At 65.6% G+C, this 14,882-nt stretch carries 9 protein-coding genes and 1 pseudogene; 5 read left to right on the forward strand and 5 right to left on the reverse strand.

The window, feature by feature from the left end:
* Nucleotides 1-331 precede the first annotated feature (331 nt).
* Entirely contained in the window at nt 332-778 is a 447-nt protein-coding gene (locus tag ACFVQG_RS11390; RefSeq protein ID WP_383379624.1) for an ATP-binding protein, read from the reverse strand.
* Nucleotides 779-1,019: 241 nt separating this feature from the next.
* Here ACFVQG_RS11390 and ACFVQG_RS11395 point away from each other — a divergent pair, with 241 nt between their 5' ends.
* The 3 genes from ACFVQG_RS11395 to ACFVQG_RS11405 all read left to right on the forward strand — a co-directional run bounded on the left by ACFVQG_RS11395 (nt 1,020) and on the right by ACFVQG_RS11405 (nt 5,751).
* Nucleotides 1,020-2,303, forward strand: a complete 1,284-nt coding sequence (locus tag ACFVQG_RS11395) for an XRE family transcriptional regulator (protein WP_383379627.1) — start codon at nt 1,020-1,022, stop codon at nt 2,301-2,303.
* Nucleotides 2,300-2,845, forward strand: coding sequence for a GNAT family N-acetyltransferase (locus ACFVQG_RS11400; protein WP_383379630.1), 546 nt, complete (start codon nt 2,300-2,302; stop codon nt 2,843-2,845). The genes ACFVQG_RS11395 and ACFVQG_RS11400 overlap by 4 nt, the downstream gene beginning before the upstream one ends.
* A 338-nt stretch (nt 2,846-3,183) precedes the next feature.
* Nucleotides 3,184-5,751: an AAA family ATPase gene (locus tag ACFVQG_RS11405; RefSeq protein ID WP_383379633.1), complete on the forward strand. Its 2,568-nt coding sequence runs from the start codon at nt 3,184-3,186 to the stop codon at nt 5,749-5,751.
* Nucleotides 5,752-5,805: 54 nt separating this feature from the next.
* Here the strand turns inward: ACFVQG_RS11405 and ACFVQG_RS11410 are convergent, their stop codons facing one another.
* From ACFVQG_RS11410 to ACFVQG_RS11420, 3 genes are read right to left on the reverse strand one after another with little or no spacing between them, the layout of a single operon-like run.
* Nucleotides 5,806-8,880: an HsdR family type I site-specific deoxyribonuclease gene (locus ACFVQG_RS11410; protein ID WP_383379637.1), complete on the reverse strand. Its 3,075-nt coding sequence runs from the start codon at nt 8,878-8,880 to the stop codon at nt 5,806-5,808.
* 1 nt (nt 8,881) lies between these two features.
* A complete protein-coding gene (locus ACFVQG_RS11415) occupies nt 8,882-10,093 on the reverse strand; it encodes a restriction endonuclease subunit S (RefSeq protein WP_383379639.1) in 1,212 nt (403 codons plus the stop codon).
* Nucleotides 10,086-11,600 carry an N-6 DNA methylase gene (locus ACFVQG_RS11420; RefSeq protein ID WP_383379642.1) on the reverse strand — a complete coding sequence of 505 codons (1,515 nt, stop codon included), beginning with the start codon at nt 11,598-11,600 and terminating at the stop codon, nt 10,086-10,088. The genes ACFVQG_RS11415 and ACFVQG_RS11420 overlap by 8 nt, the downstream gene beginning before the upstream one ends.
* Nucleotides 11,601-11,805: 205 nt before the next feature.
* Here ACFVQG_RS11420 and ACFVQG_RS11425 point away from each other — a divergent pair.
* Nucleotides 11,806-12,687 (forward strand): annotated as a pseudogene (locus tag ACFVQG_RS11425) (IS5 family transposase).
* A gap of 405 nt (nt 12,688-13,092) precedes the next feature.
* Here the strand turns inward: ACFVQG_RS11425 and ACFVQG_RS11430 are convergent.
* Nucleotides 13,093-13,518 carry a hypothetical protein gene (locus ACFVQG_RS11430; RefSeq protein ID WP_383379645.1) on the reverse strand — a complete coding sequence of 142 codons (426 nt, stop codon included), beginning with the start codon at nt 13,516-13,518 and terminating at the stop codon, nt 13,093-13,095.
* 170 nt (nt 13,519-13,688) lie between these two features.
* Here ACFVQG_RS11430 and ACFVQG_RS11435 point away from each other — a divergent pair, with 170 nt between their 5' ends.
* Nucleotides 13,689-14,882 carry a cation:proton antiporter gene (locus tag ACFVQG_RS11435; protein WP_383379648.1) on the forward strand — a complete coding sequence of 398 codons (1,194 nt, stop codon included), beginning with the start codon at nt 13,689-13,691 and terminating at the stop codon, nt 14,880-14,882.

The following is a 14,882-nucleotide window of genomic DNA, read 5'->3' on the forward strand; positions in this document are numbered from 1 at the left end:
GGAGCGTGCTGCCCGTCCCACTGCACCGGGCCGAGCCAGATCACTAGGACTCCGGTACGCCCGCAGCCGAGCCAGCAATCACCGGTGATCCACGGCCACTCCATGGAAGGGCATCCCCTTTCTCAGCTGGTCGGGATAGTCGATCCGGCGGCCTGGCAGTTGGGAGCGCAGGCCCAGAGCTGGAACGGCAGGCCCCGATGGCGTATCTCGCCCAGTCGTCGGCCGCTCGCTCCCAGCCGCCGGGCGCAGAGGGCGCAGTCCATGGCCATCTGCTGGCGGGGCCGGAGTCGGGCGAGATCCGGAAGGGGTGAGGGTGCCGTGGGCGGGACGCTCACTTTGCGCCCTCGGCACGGAGCTCCGCCCAGACCTCTTTGCCCCAAGGGAGCCTGTCCGAGCCGTGCAGGTCGTAGCCCCAGCGGTCGGCGACAGCGTCGACGAGGAGCAGTCCGCGGCCCGATTCGTCGTCGTCAGCCGCCTGGCTGAGTATGGGAAGACGCGATGGTTCCCGATCCAGGACCCCGACACGCAGTCGAGTCGCACTCGGCCGCCCAACCATGAGGCGAATCTCGGGACACGGAGTGTGCCTGGAGGCGTTCGCGATGAGCTCCGTGATGATCAGCGCGGCACGGTCGGCGAGACCGTCGAGGTGCCACACGCCGAGGACGTCCCGAACGAGTTCGCGGCCGAGCTCGGCCGTGGACGGCTCGCATGGGAAGGTCTGGCTGTACCTGGGATGGCCGACGGATAGGGCCTCAACTTGTGTTCTCAGACTCGTCATTGGGGTGGAGCCTTCGTGTCGTCTCGGCGCCCGGCCCGCTCCCGCGGGGGAACCTCAGGGGCGGACCGGGCCGTCAACAGCCGCCCGCACGGTGGGGCGCGGCGGGCGACCAGCACCCAGACAACTCCCTTTCCCAGCAGGTCGGTTAGGACGTTCAGGTGCTCAGTCGACGGACCCGCCTAGGGCGTTTTGACCTCTCCTTTACCTGGCGGGCGGGGATAGTGAGGGCTACCGTGCCCGCATGGACACCACCCGCAACACCGTTCTTGAGGCGTGGATGACCGAACACGGCTACAGCTCCAACAGCCTCGCCGAGGCCGTGAACAGGGCCATTGAACGGTTGACCGGGCGCCCTGGTGGACTCGACGGCTCATCGGTCCGGGCATGGAAAGCGGGCCGGGTGACCTGGCCCAAGTCAGCTGCCCGCAGAGCACTTGAGGACGTCACCGGACTACCCGCCGTCGCTTTAGGGTTCGTGCTACGGGGCCGGCCGTCGTCCACCCCGGCCCCACCGCAGCAGGAGGACCCCGACATGAAGCGCCGCACCCTTGTCGGCAGCATCGCGGCGGCTGCCGCAGCAGCAGCCGCACCCGGCAGGGCATCGCCGCGCCGTATCGGCATGAGCGACGTCAACCGCCTCAACAAGCGCTTCGCCGAGATCATCGCCAGCGACCACCGCCACGGCGGACAACTCGGCATCGAACAGCGCGCCGCCGCCCTCGCCGACGAGGCGCTCAACCTCCAGAACGCCGGTAGCGCCACCCAGCGCGTACGAAGCAACCTCTACGCCTCCGCAGCCGCCTTCCGCTCCTCCGCGATGTGGGCCGCCATCGACGGCCGACGCTACGACGTCGCCAAGGCGCACATGCGCGAGGCCCAGGCCCTCGCCGAGATGTCCGGCGACCAGGCGATCAAGTTCCGCATCTGGAGCCACGCGGGCACCATGTACCGCCACATGGGCCGCCCCGCCGACGCGTTCGCCGCCAATGACGTCGCCCGCAATCTGCACCTCACCCGCCGCGACCCCCTGTTCGCCTCCCTCGGCCTGGCCCGCCAGGGCGCCATCCACGGCACGGCACAGGAGCGCACCGGCACCCGCCGCGCCTTCGATCAGGCCCAGGACGCCATGCTGCGCGCCGACCCCACCGACTACCGGCCGGTGTGGATGCTCGCCTTCTACGACCAGGCCGAACTGGACTCCCTGGCGCTCTCCGCACACTTGGCCCTCGGCGACTACTCGACCGCCGAGTACCACGCCCACCGCTGCCTGTCCGCCCTCCGGCCCCACATGATCCGTTCCCGGGCCATCACCACCACCCGGCTCGCACACGCCCAGCTCGCCCAGGGTGCCCCCGAAGCCGCTACAGCCACCGCGATGAAGGTCCCTGCCGAGGCCGCTACCCAGCACGCCCGGGTCACGCGGATGCTGCAGGAGTTCGGGGCCGCGCTGCGCGCCACCGCGCCGGGCAGCTCCAGCGTGCAGACCTGGACCGAGCACGCTGCCGCCTGGAGGATGGCTGCATGACCACGGCGCCCGCCATCGAACTGCGCACGTTCACCACTCTCGACACTGTCCGCGGCGACCTCCTCGACGTGTACGCCGACGTACGCGCCCCACTCCTCCACCTGCCGAACTACGCGGTCACCGCGTTCGGCGAACGCCTGGACCGACACGCCACCGAGCCGGGCTTCACGGCCGTCCTCGCGTACGCGGATGGGCACCCGGTCGGTTACGCCTACGGCAACACCATCGAGCACGGCGACCGCTACTGGCAGCGCACCAACCCGACGCCGGCCGAGAAGTACACCGAACTCCCGGTGGTGGCCCTGAAGGAGATCGGCGTCCGGCCAGACTGGCGGAAGACCGGCACGGCCCGGCGTATCCATGACGCCCTCCTCGCCACACGTGACGAGCCGTTCGTCACGCTCATGGTCAACCCGGCCGCCGGTGACGGAAAGGTTCACGCGCTCTACAAGTCGTGGGGGTACGAGAACATGGGGCAGAGCCAGCCGTCACCGGCCTCACCGGTCCTCACCGTGATGATTCGCGGCACCCGCTGGCCTTGACGCTGTCCGCTTTCCGAACGTAGCCGGTTGGTTCGGGGTAGATGGGTATGAAATCTGGCCAGTGGCGGGAGAGATGGGCGTGGTTCGTCCGCTCGTCTGGCCCGTGGAGATGGCTGGTGCCGTCCGTCTCCCGAAGGAGTTCTGGGAACCTACGGCCCAGTGGCGACATATCCGGTGGCGCTGCACCACGGCAGGCTCGAGGCGTTCATGGTGCGCGCACAAGCTGCGGTCGTATGGGCCGTTACCAGATGGAGGAGCACCGGAAAAAGAGGACAGCTTGGCGACTTCGAAGGCTGTAGCCTCGGCGCACTCCGTTTGATCACTACAGCGTGCACAGTGTGGCCACGATTTTCGGGCTTCGGTGCCAGAATGCGGAGATCAAGACTTCGCCCGAGGGGGAGCAGATGAAGCTGGACCGTGTCTACGTCCGGTTCTTCCGTTCGTTCAACTTCGACTACGAGCGCAAGGCTCACCGGGCGGGGAACGCGCTGGAGTGGGAACGAACCAGCCTCGGGTGGTACCCGTTCGTACGATTGGACGTCGATCCCTACGTCACCGCAGTGGTCGGTGCCAATGAGTCGGGTAAGAGCCACCTGCTCGATGCCGTGGGCAGGCTACTGACGGACGAACCCGTTGACCGTCGTGACTTCTGCCGCTACTCGGATCTGTACTCGGTGGAGCAAGGGAGCCGCCGCGTCTCGGATTTCGCCGGACGCTTCTCGGCTGAGACTGACGAAGATGCCGAGATGATGGAGTCGCTGGGCTACTCCGGGGACGATGCCAACGGGTTCCACTACGTCCGTTCGGGCAGCGGCACCTCGTTCGTCTTCAGTGCGCGCAATCCTGCGCGCCGTGATCTGACGGCCGACGAGGAGAAGGATCTTCGCGCGACGTTCCCGCAGGTGTTTCGGCTGGAGACGGAAGTCGCCCTGCCTGCGAGCATGCCGATCGGCCGGCTGGCCGGGCAGCCTGTCGACGGTCACCCGGACCGCGCGGGTCGTCGCCAGCTTCTGGACTCCCTCCCCAAGTCCAAGGTCGCCGAGAATGAATTCCCTGCCCTGTGGTCCACGATCTCCGACTTCCTCATGCCGCGGGCAGTCGATCCCGATATCGCCCAGGCCCGTGAGAAGGAGTTCCAGCTTGGGCGCAGCCTCCTAATTGACGTCGCGCGGATCGATCCCGCCGCGTTCCGTGATCTCGACGCCGCGCTCACTGCTGAGCGTGAAGGCGAGGTCAACGCGATCATTCAGCGAATGAATGATGCCATCGCCAAACACCTCAACTTCCCGAAGTGGTGGGCACAGGATCGCGACTTTCGGCTTCTTCTGTCTCCACGCGAGCGGGAAGTGGCGTTCACAATTCGTGACCGCACCGAGACGGAGTACTCATTCGCCGAACGGAGCCGGGGCCTACGGTACTTCCTTTCCTACTATGTTCAGCTTCGCGCCAACCAGCGACCGAGCGGACGAGAGCAGCTCCTGTTGCTCGACGAACCTGACGCCTACCTGTCCGGCGTCGGCCAGCAGGATCTCCTGCGTATCTTGGAAGAGTTCGCGAGACCGGAAGACTCCTCCCCAGGCGGGCAAGTCATCTATGTGACGCACTCGCCCTATCTCATCAATCGCAATGCCGCGCACCGCATCCGTGTACTAGACAAAGGCAGCCACGACGAAGGCACACGCGTTGTAACGGACGCCAGCCGGAACCACTACGAGCCGCTGCGCTCCTCACTGGGCCCCTTTGTTGCCGAGACAGCATTCATCGGTGGCGCCAATCTGTTTGTGGAAGGGCTCGCCGACCAGGTCTTGCTCGCCGGAGTCTCTTCGCATCTGCGCGTCCGGGGCGCGGCCCCCAGCCAGACGCTCAACCTCAATGAGGTCACGATCGTGCCCGCTGGATCGGCTGGCGCCATCCCCTACCTGGTCTTCCTGGCCCGAGGACGAGACGAGATTAAACCACCGTGCGTGGTCTTGCTGGACAGCGACAAGTCCGGCAACGACGCGTTGTCGCGTCTCCGTAAAAGCCCGGTCGGCCGACGGGCCTACATCAATTCCAAGTTCATCCTTTCCGTCGGCCAGTGGACGAAAGACGTCCGCCTGGCCGTCGAACCCAGTGTGGTTGTCGAGGAGCCGGAAGATCTCATTGCGCTCCCGGTCGCCGCGGCAGCTGCCCGCCACTACGCCGAGCACGTGATCGGTCTCGATTGCAATGCCACCGCCAAGCTCACCCCCGACACCATCCAGCAGAGCCTGACAGGTGCGCCGCACGTCTGGGATGCGACCGTCAAGGCATTCGCCCTGGCCTTTCCCGGAGAACACGTCGAGAAGGTCGGCTTCGCGCGTGAAGTCGTCTCGGTGCTTCACGCCACGACCACAGATGACGAGGACAGCGTGCTCAGGGAGGCAGCCGAAGCCACCAGAGACAACTTCAGGCAGCTACTCGGACACCTTGCCGACCTGCTGCACGACGCCAGGACCGCCGAGGACGACGCTCAGCAGCGAGACCGCGTCACCCGGCTCGTTCGTGGTTTCCTGCACGATCACCCAGATGGTGTCATCCGCGACCAGGCCCGCATCCTCTTCCGTGAGATCGAGAAGGCTCTGGAAGACACCGACGAAGGTGATGCTCGGCGGACGCGGCTCGCTGACATGCGGCGCCGATACGACCTCGGACATGAGCCGTTGCAGCCCGTACCGGACTACGACAAGTTCAAGGAAGAACTCGCCGCGCTGCGATACCAGGAACGGCTCGCGCATCAGGACCGGCCGCAGGAACCGGCGGCACCCAGCAGATCCTCAGTCGGCGAACCGATCACGGCGGCAAGCACGAAACGGTCAGAGCCGCAGTTGACCTCGGCGGAGACACCTACGTCGTCATCTGCAACAAGCGAATCGGCCGCAACGTGACCGGGTTACGCAGCACTTGGACACTCTTTGCGATGGTCCCGGTCGTGACGTCGTTCAATAGTTCTCCCGCACGTACTCGTACGTTCGGTCGAACAGCTCGCCCTTGATCGGCAAGCTGTACTCCTTCAAGACGGCACGTAGCTCGCGACGAACGCGTTTGTCGCCCGCGTCGCTCGCACTCCAACCGGCATAGGCGACTTCGACGACGATCGAGTCGATCCGCGCGGCTATGTCGGGGACGATGTTGTGCAACCCGGGCGGTATGTTCTCCGCGACGATCTGAGTGAGTGCCCCACGCTTCGGATCGGCTAGCCGGTCGAGCACTCCCTGGTCGCCCTGTTCCGCTGCCCGGTCCGCGGCGACCACGTCCTGAGCGATCTTAAGCGCTTCCTCGAGGAACGCCAGCGAGTCCTCGACGTTCTCGATCGCCTTGGCACGGAGCTTCTCGATCCGCTCCGCCAGCGACCGGTACGCCGGGCTCTCGGTATCAGCGAGCCGACGCCTGAGGCGCGCCTCAATGGAGTCGAGGACCTCCTGGTACACGTCATCGGCTTTCGACTCTGGCCTCTGTTGCTCAGAGAGCATTAGCTGCTCGGCGATCCTTTTCACCAGCGCCAGGCCAGCAGCGTCGAGTGTGACCGTCTTCGACGGCATCGACTTTACGCCCACGTCGCTCATGTGACCGTGAATCAGATCAGTGGTCTTCGCGCCGAGACGTGCCCAGAGGAACGTCTTGGAGACGTCCTTGGGCCGGATCGACTCGTACACCTTCGCGAGCCAGAAGTACTGCCTCTTGAATGGTTGGAGCATAGGGTGCGGGTCCAGGAACTCCCACACCGTCTGCAGCGCAACGTAGGTCTCGATGAACTCGGTGCGCTGCGCGCCTCCCTCGGGGATCCGTTCATGGGCCTCGGTGAGCGACTCGAACGACGAGTCACGGGTGTCGATGCCGTTGAACAGATGCAGCAGACGGGTGAGGTCGGCGACGAACTTCCCCGCCAGCTTGGAGGCGTCGGTGACATTGAGCTCGTCCTCTTCGTCGTCCTTCGCCTTCGGGCCGGCGACGGCCTTGCCGATGGCCTTCGCGAGCCCGATGTAATCGACGACGCGCCCGAAGTCCTTGCGCTGACCGGTGACAGGATTCTTCCACGGACGGTTGGGCCGCGTGATCGTCTGGAATAGGTTCGTGTCCTTGGCGGGCTTGTCGAGATACAGCACGCCTTCGATGGGCGCGTTGAAGCCGGTCATCCACTTCGCGGTGACGACGATGAACGACATCGGGTCATCGACCTTCTTGAAGCGGCGCTTGAGCGCCTCCTCCTGCTCCGGAGTGAGCAGGTGCTTCTTGTGCTCCTTGGGGGTCTCCTTACTGTCGGCGACGTGCATCACCACACCGACCTCACGGAGCCGTCCGTCCGGCATGACTGCAGCACGGCGCTCCAGCTCGGCCTCGATGGCCATGGTGTAAGCGATCACAAGGCGCTGGTTGTAGGCCACGACCTGAGCCTTCTGCCCCAGGGGCGCGACATAGGTAAGGAAGTGATCAACGATGTCGGCGCACACAGCAGCCACGCGCTCAGGGTTAGAGAGGATCGTCTCGATGTGAGAAGCCTTCCCCGACAGGAAAACCTTCTCCTCCTCGTCCAGACCCTCCTCCGTGGCCAGCTCGTCGAATGCCTCGTCCAAGGCTTCCTTGTCGAGGTTGAATCCGACAGACCGGCCCTCCACGATCACTGGCTTGGTGAACCCATCGGCAATGGATTGCTCCGGCGTGTACCGCGACATCACAAAGTCCGGGTCGTCAGGGTCGCCGAACAGCTTGAACGTTGAACGGTCCTTATCCTTGACCGCAGTACCCGTCGCACCGAAGAACTTGGCGTTTGGTACGGCCGCGCGCCACGCATCGCCGAGCTTCCCCTCCTGCGAGCGGTGCGCCTCGTCAACGAGGACCACGATATTCGACCGGTTGTTCAGATGTCCGGCTTCAGCAAACTTGTGCACCGTCGTAATGACCACACCTGGCTCACCGCTACGCAGCAGAGCGTGCAGCTCCCGCCGGTTGCGGGGCACCGACATCCGCGGCATGCCGGCAGTCTCGAACATCTCCGCCGTCTGCCGGACCAGGTCCTTACGGTCGGCGATCACGATGACCGTCGGCGCGGTCCCGAACTTCCCCGTCACCGCGTCATCGCGCAGCAAGCGGGCGGCGGCGAACGCCATGAGTTCGGTCTTACCCGATCCTTGGTGATGCCAGATCAGTCCGCCAGGGCGGCCTGCGAGCACCTTGGCCTGGATCGCCAGAGCCGCCTCGAACTGCGGGTAACGAGGCAGGAACTTGATGTCGACCTCGGAGGCGTCGCGAGCGTGACGATACATCACCAGGTCCTTGAGGATCGGCAGGATCGTCTCCGGCCTCAGCAGCAAGCGCGCGGCCCGCTCGACTCTAGCCGGGCCCGTGATGGTTTTTGGGTTGTCCTCAGTGGACCCCCACGGGGCCCAGATCTCGGAGTCCGGGTCCGGGACCGCACGGATCGGAGCCATCCGGAACTCCAGGCCCTCGGTGGCGACGTTGAAGACGTTCGTCGCGAAGAAGTTCGGGTACTCCTCTTCGTACACGTCGTGAAGGTCCTTCGCGGCGTTGACCCACGAGACCTGATACTTCACAGGCGTCTTCGTCTCGGCGACGACCAGCGGGAACCCATTGACGTAGTAGACGACGTCGAACCGGCGCGGTTTGACCGCACCGTTGACGGTAACCTCGTCAGCGACAGCGAAGCGGTTGTTATTGAGGTCTTTGAAGTCGATCAGCCGACGAGGCACGTGCCTACCGTCGATCGTCGTGAACGAGTGGTCGCCACGAAGCATCACAGTCAGCCGCTCGTTCGCCGCAACGAGACCGTTGTGCGCATCGAGGACAGCCTGATTGAGCTCATGCAGAACGAGGTCCGCCGACTCAGGGTCGTCGACCAACTCCGGGTTCAGCGCGAGCAACGCTTCGCGTGCCCAGTCCTCGACGATGACGTCATGCTCATCGCGCGGTAGCTCGTCCCCCTGGAGACGCTCCCAGCCGGCCTCCTCCGCCCACTCGAGCAGAGAGCGCTGGATGGTGCTCGCTTCCGTCCAACCCATGTCAAGACACCTCACCGAGGAGAGCGTCGTATGACTCGGGAATCTCGATTTCCTGGTTCAGCAGGGAGGCCAGGAGCGTGGCGCGGAGAGCGCGGAGGCGTGAGAGTTCGGCCAGTACTGAGTCTTCAGACTCCCGCACTTGTGCTAGGACATTACCCAGATGCTCTTGGCCAGGTTCGTCCGCGGGTACCCAGACCTCAAAGGAAGCGATCTGCTTACCGCTGATGTGAGGGACAGAAGTCCCTGTCTGATGACTCAGAATCATTTGCTTGAAGGCGGGTGAGTTGACTAGAAACTCAATCAGAAGCTGATTATTCCCGGCTTTCGCTCGCATTCTCGCGACTCGCTGCACAAGCAGACAAGGAAGGTCCTGCTCCCGCACAGTAGCCACTCTCAGGCCAGACTTGATCCAAGTGCGATCCATACCGACAACCACGTCCCCTACTTTGAGGCGGTAGCGGTCATCGTCCGAGACTGGGGTCGGCCAGTATTTCGCTCCCTCCCACTGAAGGCGACCTGGCGCAATATTGTCGCCTCGCAGCAGCCGGATACCCTTCGGCGAATCAGAAAATTGCGCGCTCTTGTACGCGTACCCGACATCAATCTGCGCAATCTCATCGAGCCTCGCCAGTCGCATGCCCTCGCCCTCGCTGAGCCAATCAGCTTGTAGCCCGGCCAGAAAAGCAGAACAATGCTCAAATTCCGCTTTCAATGCCTCGATCTGTGCGTCCACCGCTGCCATGATGTCGACGACGCGGTACTGCTCCGACAAGGAGGGGAGAGCGACTTCAATGGTCAAAAAGTCAGCAGGTTTGACCCGTTCACGTCTGCCGCCCATGCCGGTTGACAATGCCTGCAACTGCTCCCACAGCCGCTTTGTGGTCGTGAGGAGTCGGAAGTATTCGGGAAGCATTCGATCGCCACACGTGAACGTGGGAAACTCCTGTGACGCGTAGACCTCGCCCAGATCGTTTGGAGCAACGGTGATCGCTCCTTCGAACGCCTTCAAGCGGCTATAGATGATCTGGTTCGGCCGGATGCGATTCAGTGTCTTATACGAGGTCTCATCGCCAGCAATCGGTTCCCGGAGCAACAGGCCCCGACCGCGGTTCAAGACACCGACGATGTCGTAGGAGGTCGTCGCTGTGATCGGGACCGCGTCGACGTCCAGTGCGACGACCTCGCCGAGCCGGACCCGCTCCCACTCACTCACTGGGCACCCCGAACGTGCTCAGGTCGATGCCTGCCGCTGCAAGCCGCTCGAACATGACAGCCTCGGTATTCATTCGGTGTTGGCGAGCATCGGCATACGCGACGAGCGCTGCGCCCAGATCGGCAGTCTCCTCCACAGCAACCTTGATATAGCGGCCGATGGTCAGGTCGAAGCCGTTCTGCTCGATCTCCTCGAACGGCACCAGGCGGACGTTCGCGCCGCCCTCACCGTCTGGGTCGTTGCCTGTCTGGTACGCCTCGATGAGAGCCCTGACGTCATCCTCGGACATACGGTTCTGCTTCTTGCCCTTGACGAACCGGGCCGAGCCGTCGATGAATAGGACGTGTTCCTTGCGGTCGACAGGTTTCTGATCACGAAAGATCAGCAGGCACGCCGGGATCGAGGTCGAGTAGAAGAGGTTGGGCGGCAGCCCGACGACGGCTTCCAGAAGGTCCTTCTCGATGAGGCCCTGGCGGATATTCGCCTCCGCGCCTCCGCGGAACAGCACGCCGTGGGGCATCACCACGCCGACGCGGCCGGACCCAGGCTCCATCGACGAGACCATGTGCTGGACAAAGGCGTAGTCGCCGTTCTTCGCCGGCGGAACGCCGCAGATGGCTCGCGGGTCCGAAGACCAGCGCTCCGCTCCCCAATTCGCCAGCGAGAAGGGCGGGTTGGCGATCACGGTGTCGAACTGGCGGACGGCACCGTTGGGGGACTTGAATGCCGGAGCGCGGAGGGTGTCTCCGCGCTTGATGTCGAAGTCCTCGATCTCGTGAAGGAACAGGTTCATCCGGGCGATCGAGGCCGTCGTCAGGTTGATTTCCTGGCCGTATGCCCTGAGCGTGCGGTGATCCTTGCCGGACTCGCGTAGCTGGTTGATTGTCGCGACAAGCATCCCGCCGGAGCCGCAGGACGGGTCGTAGACGGACTCGCCTGGCTCAGGCTGGAGGATCCCGACGAGCAGGTTCACGACCTCACGGGGTGTGAAGAACTCGCCGGCCTTCTTGCCTGACTCGTCGGCGAAGTTCTTCAGCAAGTACTCGTAGCCCGCGCCGAGCAGGTCGTGCGACACCGTCGACGGGTCGAGCCTGATCTTGTTGAACGCTTGAATGAGCCCCAGCAGGGCCGACTCCGGGATGCGCTCCTGGTTGCCCCACGAGGCGTCGCCGAAGACGCCGGCGAGTGAGCGGGGGTTGGCCATTTCGATTCGCTGGAAGGTCTTCGCGATCTCCGCACCGAGGTTGGTGACCTTCTCGGTGACCTCGCTCCACAGCGTGCCCGGGGGCAACTCAAACCGGTGGAAGTCGGCCTCGATCTCGTCGTCGAGGTCGTCGCCGTATTCCTCGAATGCCGCGTCGTGCTCGTGGACCCAAGTGTCGCTGATCCACTTCCAGAACAGCATCGGGAAGACGTAGGTCTTGAAGTCAGCCGGGTCGACAGGGCCGCGGAGCGCGTTCGCGGCGTCCCACAGCCGGGCTTCGAGCTCGTGCTGGGTGATCGTCACAGAGATGAGGTCCTTCGTTGAAGACGGTGCCCCGATTATGGAGGAGAGCACTGACATTTCGGGAGTCCGGTAGGGCAGGCAGCAGCGACCTTCAGACGATGACCAGCACCCACGCTCCGCCCCGAGCGTGATCGCGGACACACTGAGACTAGGGCCTGTCCGGCGGATCATGTGACCTTCTGACTGGTCGCTCGTTGGGCCGGTCATGGGTCGGGGGGGTCTGACGAATCGCGAGTGTTCGTTTCTGGAGCCATATCTGCCGTCTCTGGGCGGCCGCGGTGGCTGGTGGAATGACCACCGCACCGTGGTCAACGGGATCCTGTTCCGGGTCCGGACCGGTGTCCCGTGGCGTGATCTGCCGGAACGTTATGGCTCGTGGAAGACCGTCTACGAACGGCATCGCCGCTGGTCGGCGGACGGAACCTGGGACCGCATCCTGCACGCGGTCCAGGCCAACGCCGACCTCGCGGGCCGGATCGACTGGTCGATGGTCGGCGTCGACTCGACGTCCTGCCGGGCCCACCAGCACGCGGCCGGCGTCCACAAGGCCCGGCCGCGGGTCCCGAAAAAAGGACGACGCCCCGGCACCACCGCCCCGACGAGGGACTCGGACGGTCCCGGGGCGGCCTGACCTGCAAGATCCACCTCGCCGGTGAAGGCGGCTGCCGCCCCATGGCCCTCCTGCTCACACCGGGCCAATGGGGCGACGCCCCACAGCTGGTCGAGGTCCTGGACCGGATCCGGGTCCCCCGGCCGCTGGGCGGACGACCCCGAACCCGGCCCAACCACGTCAGCGGCGACAAGGGCATACAGCTCCCGCCGCAATCGCCGCTACCTGCGAAGACGCCACATCCAGCACACGATCCCCGAACCGAAGGACCAGCGGGCCAACCGCCGGCGCCGAGGCAGCGAGGGCGGAAGGCCCGTCGGCTTCGACCCCGACCGCTACCGGCGCCGCAACGAGGTCGAGCGGACCATCAACCGGCTCAAGAACTCCCGCGCGGTCGCGACCCGTTACGACAAGCGGGCCTACGTCTTCCACGGCACCGTTACCGCGGCGGCGATCCGGCTCTGGCTCCGCCAGTGATCCGCCGGACAGTGCCTAGAGCTCTGCGCCTCCACGTCTGAGTCGCAGCGTATGAGGCGGGCCTTCTCCTCGGAGCTGAACATCAAAGGCTCAGCCTCGGGCGGCTGCAAATGGACTGACACCTCAAGGGAGTTATTCCCTAGGGTGTGAAGGCAGCAGGGGTGAACGTGCTGGTCAGTAGCATCTTCTGCGTGAGCGATGCGTGAGCGGACGGTGTGGCACAACCCGCCGAGCGGCGGATGGGCACCCACGGCGCACATGCTCTGACCAGGTGGTTCCGGACACCGAACCAGCGTCCAGAACCACTCAACAAGCTTTGGCCAGGACTTTTAATCCATTGGTTGTGGGTTCGAGTCCCACAGGGCCTACCCCTGAGCCCCGGTTCGGAAGACCCCGGACCGGGGCTCAACGCGTTCTGGGCGACGGCGGCTGGGCCAGGGACCAGATGACGAAGGTGCCGATGGCGATGCCGACGATGGCCCACCAGGGCTGGTAGGGCAGATAGAGGAAGTTCGCCACGACGCTCAGGGCGGCGAGGGCCATGCCGGAGGCGCGGGCCCACGGGGCCGGGCCGCTGACGAGGCCCCAGCCGACGATGACGAGGACGACGCCGAGCACGAGGTGGATCCAGCCCCAGGCGGTGAGGCTGAACTCGAAGACGTAGTCGCCGATATGGGCGTAGACGTCGTCCTTGGCGATGGCGGCGATGCCTTGCAGGATGTCGATGACGCCCTGGATGAACAGCAGGATCCCGGCGAAGAGGGTGCCGCCCGCGGCCCAGCCGGTTCTGGGGGCGGACGGTGGCGGCGTGGGGCTGGTCGTCTGGGTCATGTGGGTCTCCCTCCAGGGCGGACGGCGCGGAGGGCGCGGACCGCGGGTCCTTCGACTCTCGGCGCGGTGGCGGGGCGCGGCCAGCGGGTGTGCGCCGTTCGGGTGGCGGTGAGGGGGAGCGGCTCGGCGAAGGGAGGGCGGCGGGGCGGCGTACGAGTTGGATACCGGACATGACGGAGCCGGGGACGCTCATCCTGATCATGGCCATCGCGGTGCTCGCGCCCCTGCTGGCGTACGGGGTGACCCGGTGGGTACCGGTGCCGCTCGTCATCTTCGAGATCGTGCTCGGCATCGTTGTGGGCCCGGACGCGCTGGGGTGGGCGGAACAGGACCGGTTCGTCGAAGGGCTGTCCGACCTCGGGCTGACCATGCTCATCTTCCTCGCGGGCTACGAGATCGACTTCGCGGCCGTACGCGGGGCGACGCTGCGCCGCGCGGTCGGGGCGTGGCTGGTCACCCTCGCCGCCGGTCTGGGCATCGCCTTCGCGCTCACCGGCGGCGAGACCACCAAGAGCTTCGTCATCGGCACCGCGCTCACCAGTACCGCCCTGGGCACGGTCCTGCCGATCCTGCGCGACTCGGGGGATCTGCGCGGCCCGTTCGGCACGGTGGTGCTGGCCTTCGGTGCCGTCGGCGAGTTCGGGCCGATCATCGCGATGGCGCTGCTGCTCAGCGGCCGGGAGCCCGGCCGTTCCACGGTCCTGCTGCTGGGCTTCGCGGTCATCACCGCCGCCGCGATCGTCCTGGCCCTGCGGCCCCGCCCGCCCTGGTTCTCCCGGCTGATCGCCCAGACCCTGCACAGCAGCGGCCAGTTCGCGGTGCGCTACGTCATGCTCGTCCTCGCCGCGATGCTCGGCCTCTCGCACGTCTTCGGCCTGGACGTCCTGCTGGGCGCCTTCGCCGCGGGAGTGATCAGCAGGCTCGTCCTCCTGGGTGCCGCGCCCGACAGCAGCGGCGAGGTCATGGGCCGTATCGAGGCGATGGGCTTCGGCTTCCTCGTACCGGTGTTCTTCGTCGTCACGGGCATCGACTTCGACCTGTCCGCGCTCCTCGACGACGGCCGCCCGCTGGCCCTGCTCCCGGCGTTCCTGCTGCTTTTCCTCCTGGTCAGAGGCGGGCCCCTGTACCTCCTGGCGCCACCCCTGCGGCCCCGCCGCGACCGCGCCGCCCTCGCCCTCTACGGCTCCACCTGCCTCCCCCTGGTCGTCGCCATCACCACCATCGGCCTGGACGACAGGGTGATCGACGCGGGGGAGGCCGCCGCACTGGTCGGCGCCGCCATGGTCTCCGTACTGGTCTTCCCGCTCCTGGCCCTGCGCCTGCGCGCCCAAACCGTGTCCGCCCGCGCGGAGGAGTCCTGGTGA

This window comes from Streptomyces sp. NPDC057877 (assembly GCF_042796855.1).
GTDB lineage: Bacteria > Actinomycetota > Actinomycetes > Streptomycetales > Streptomycetaceae > Streptomyces.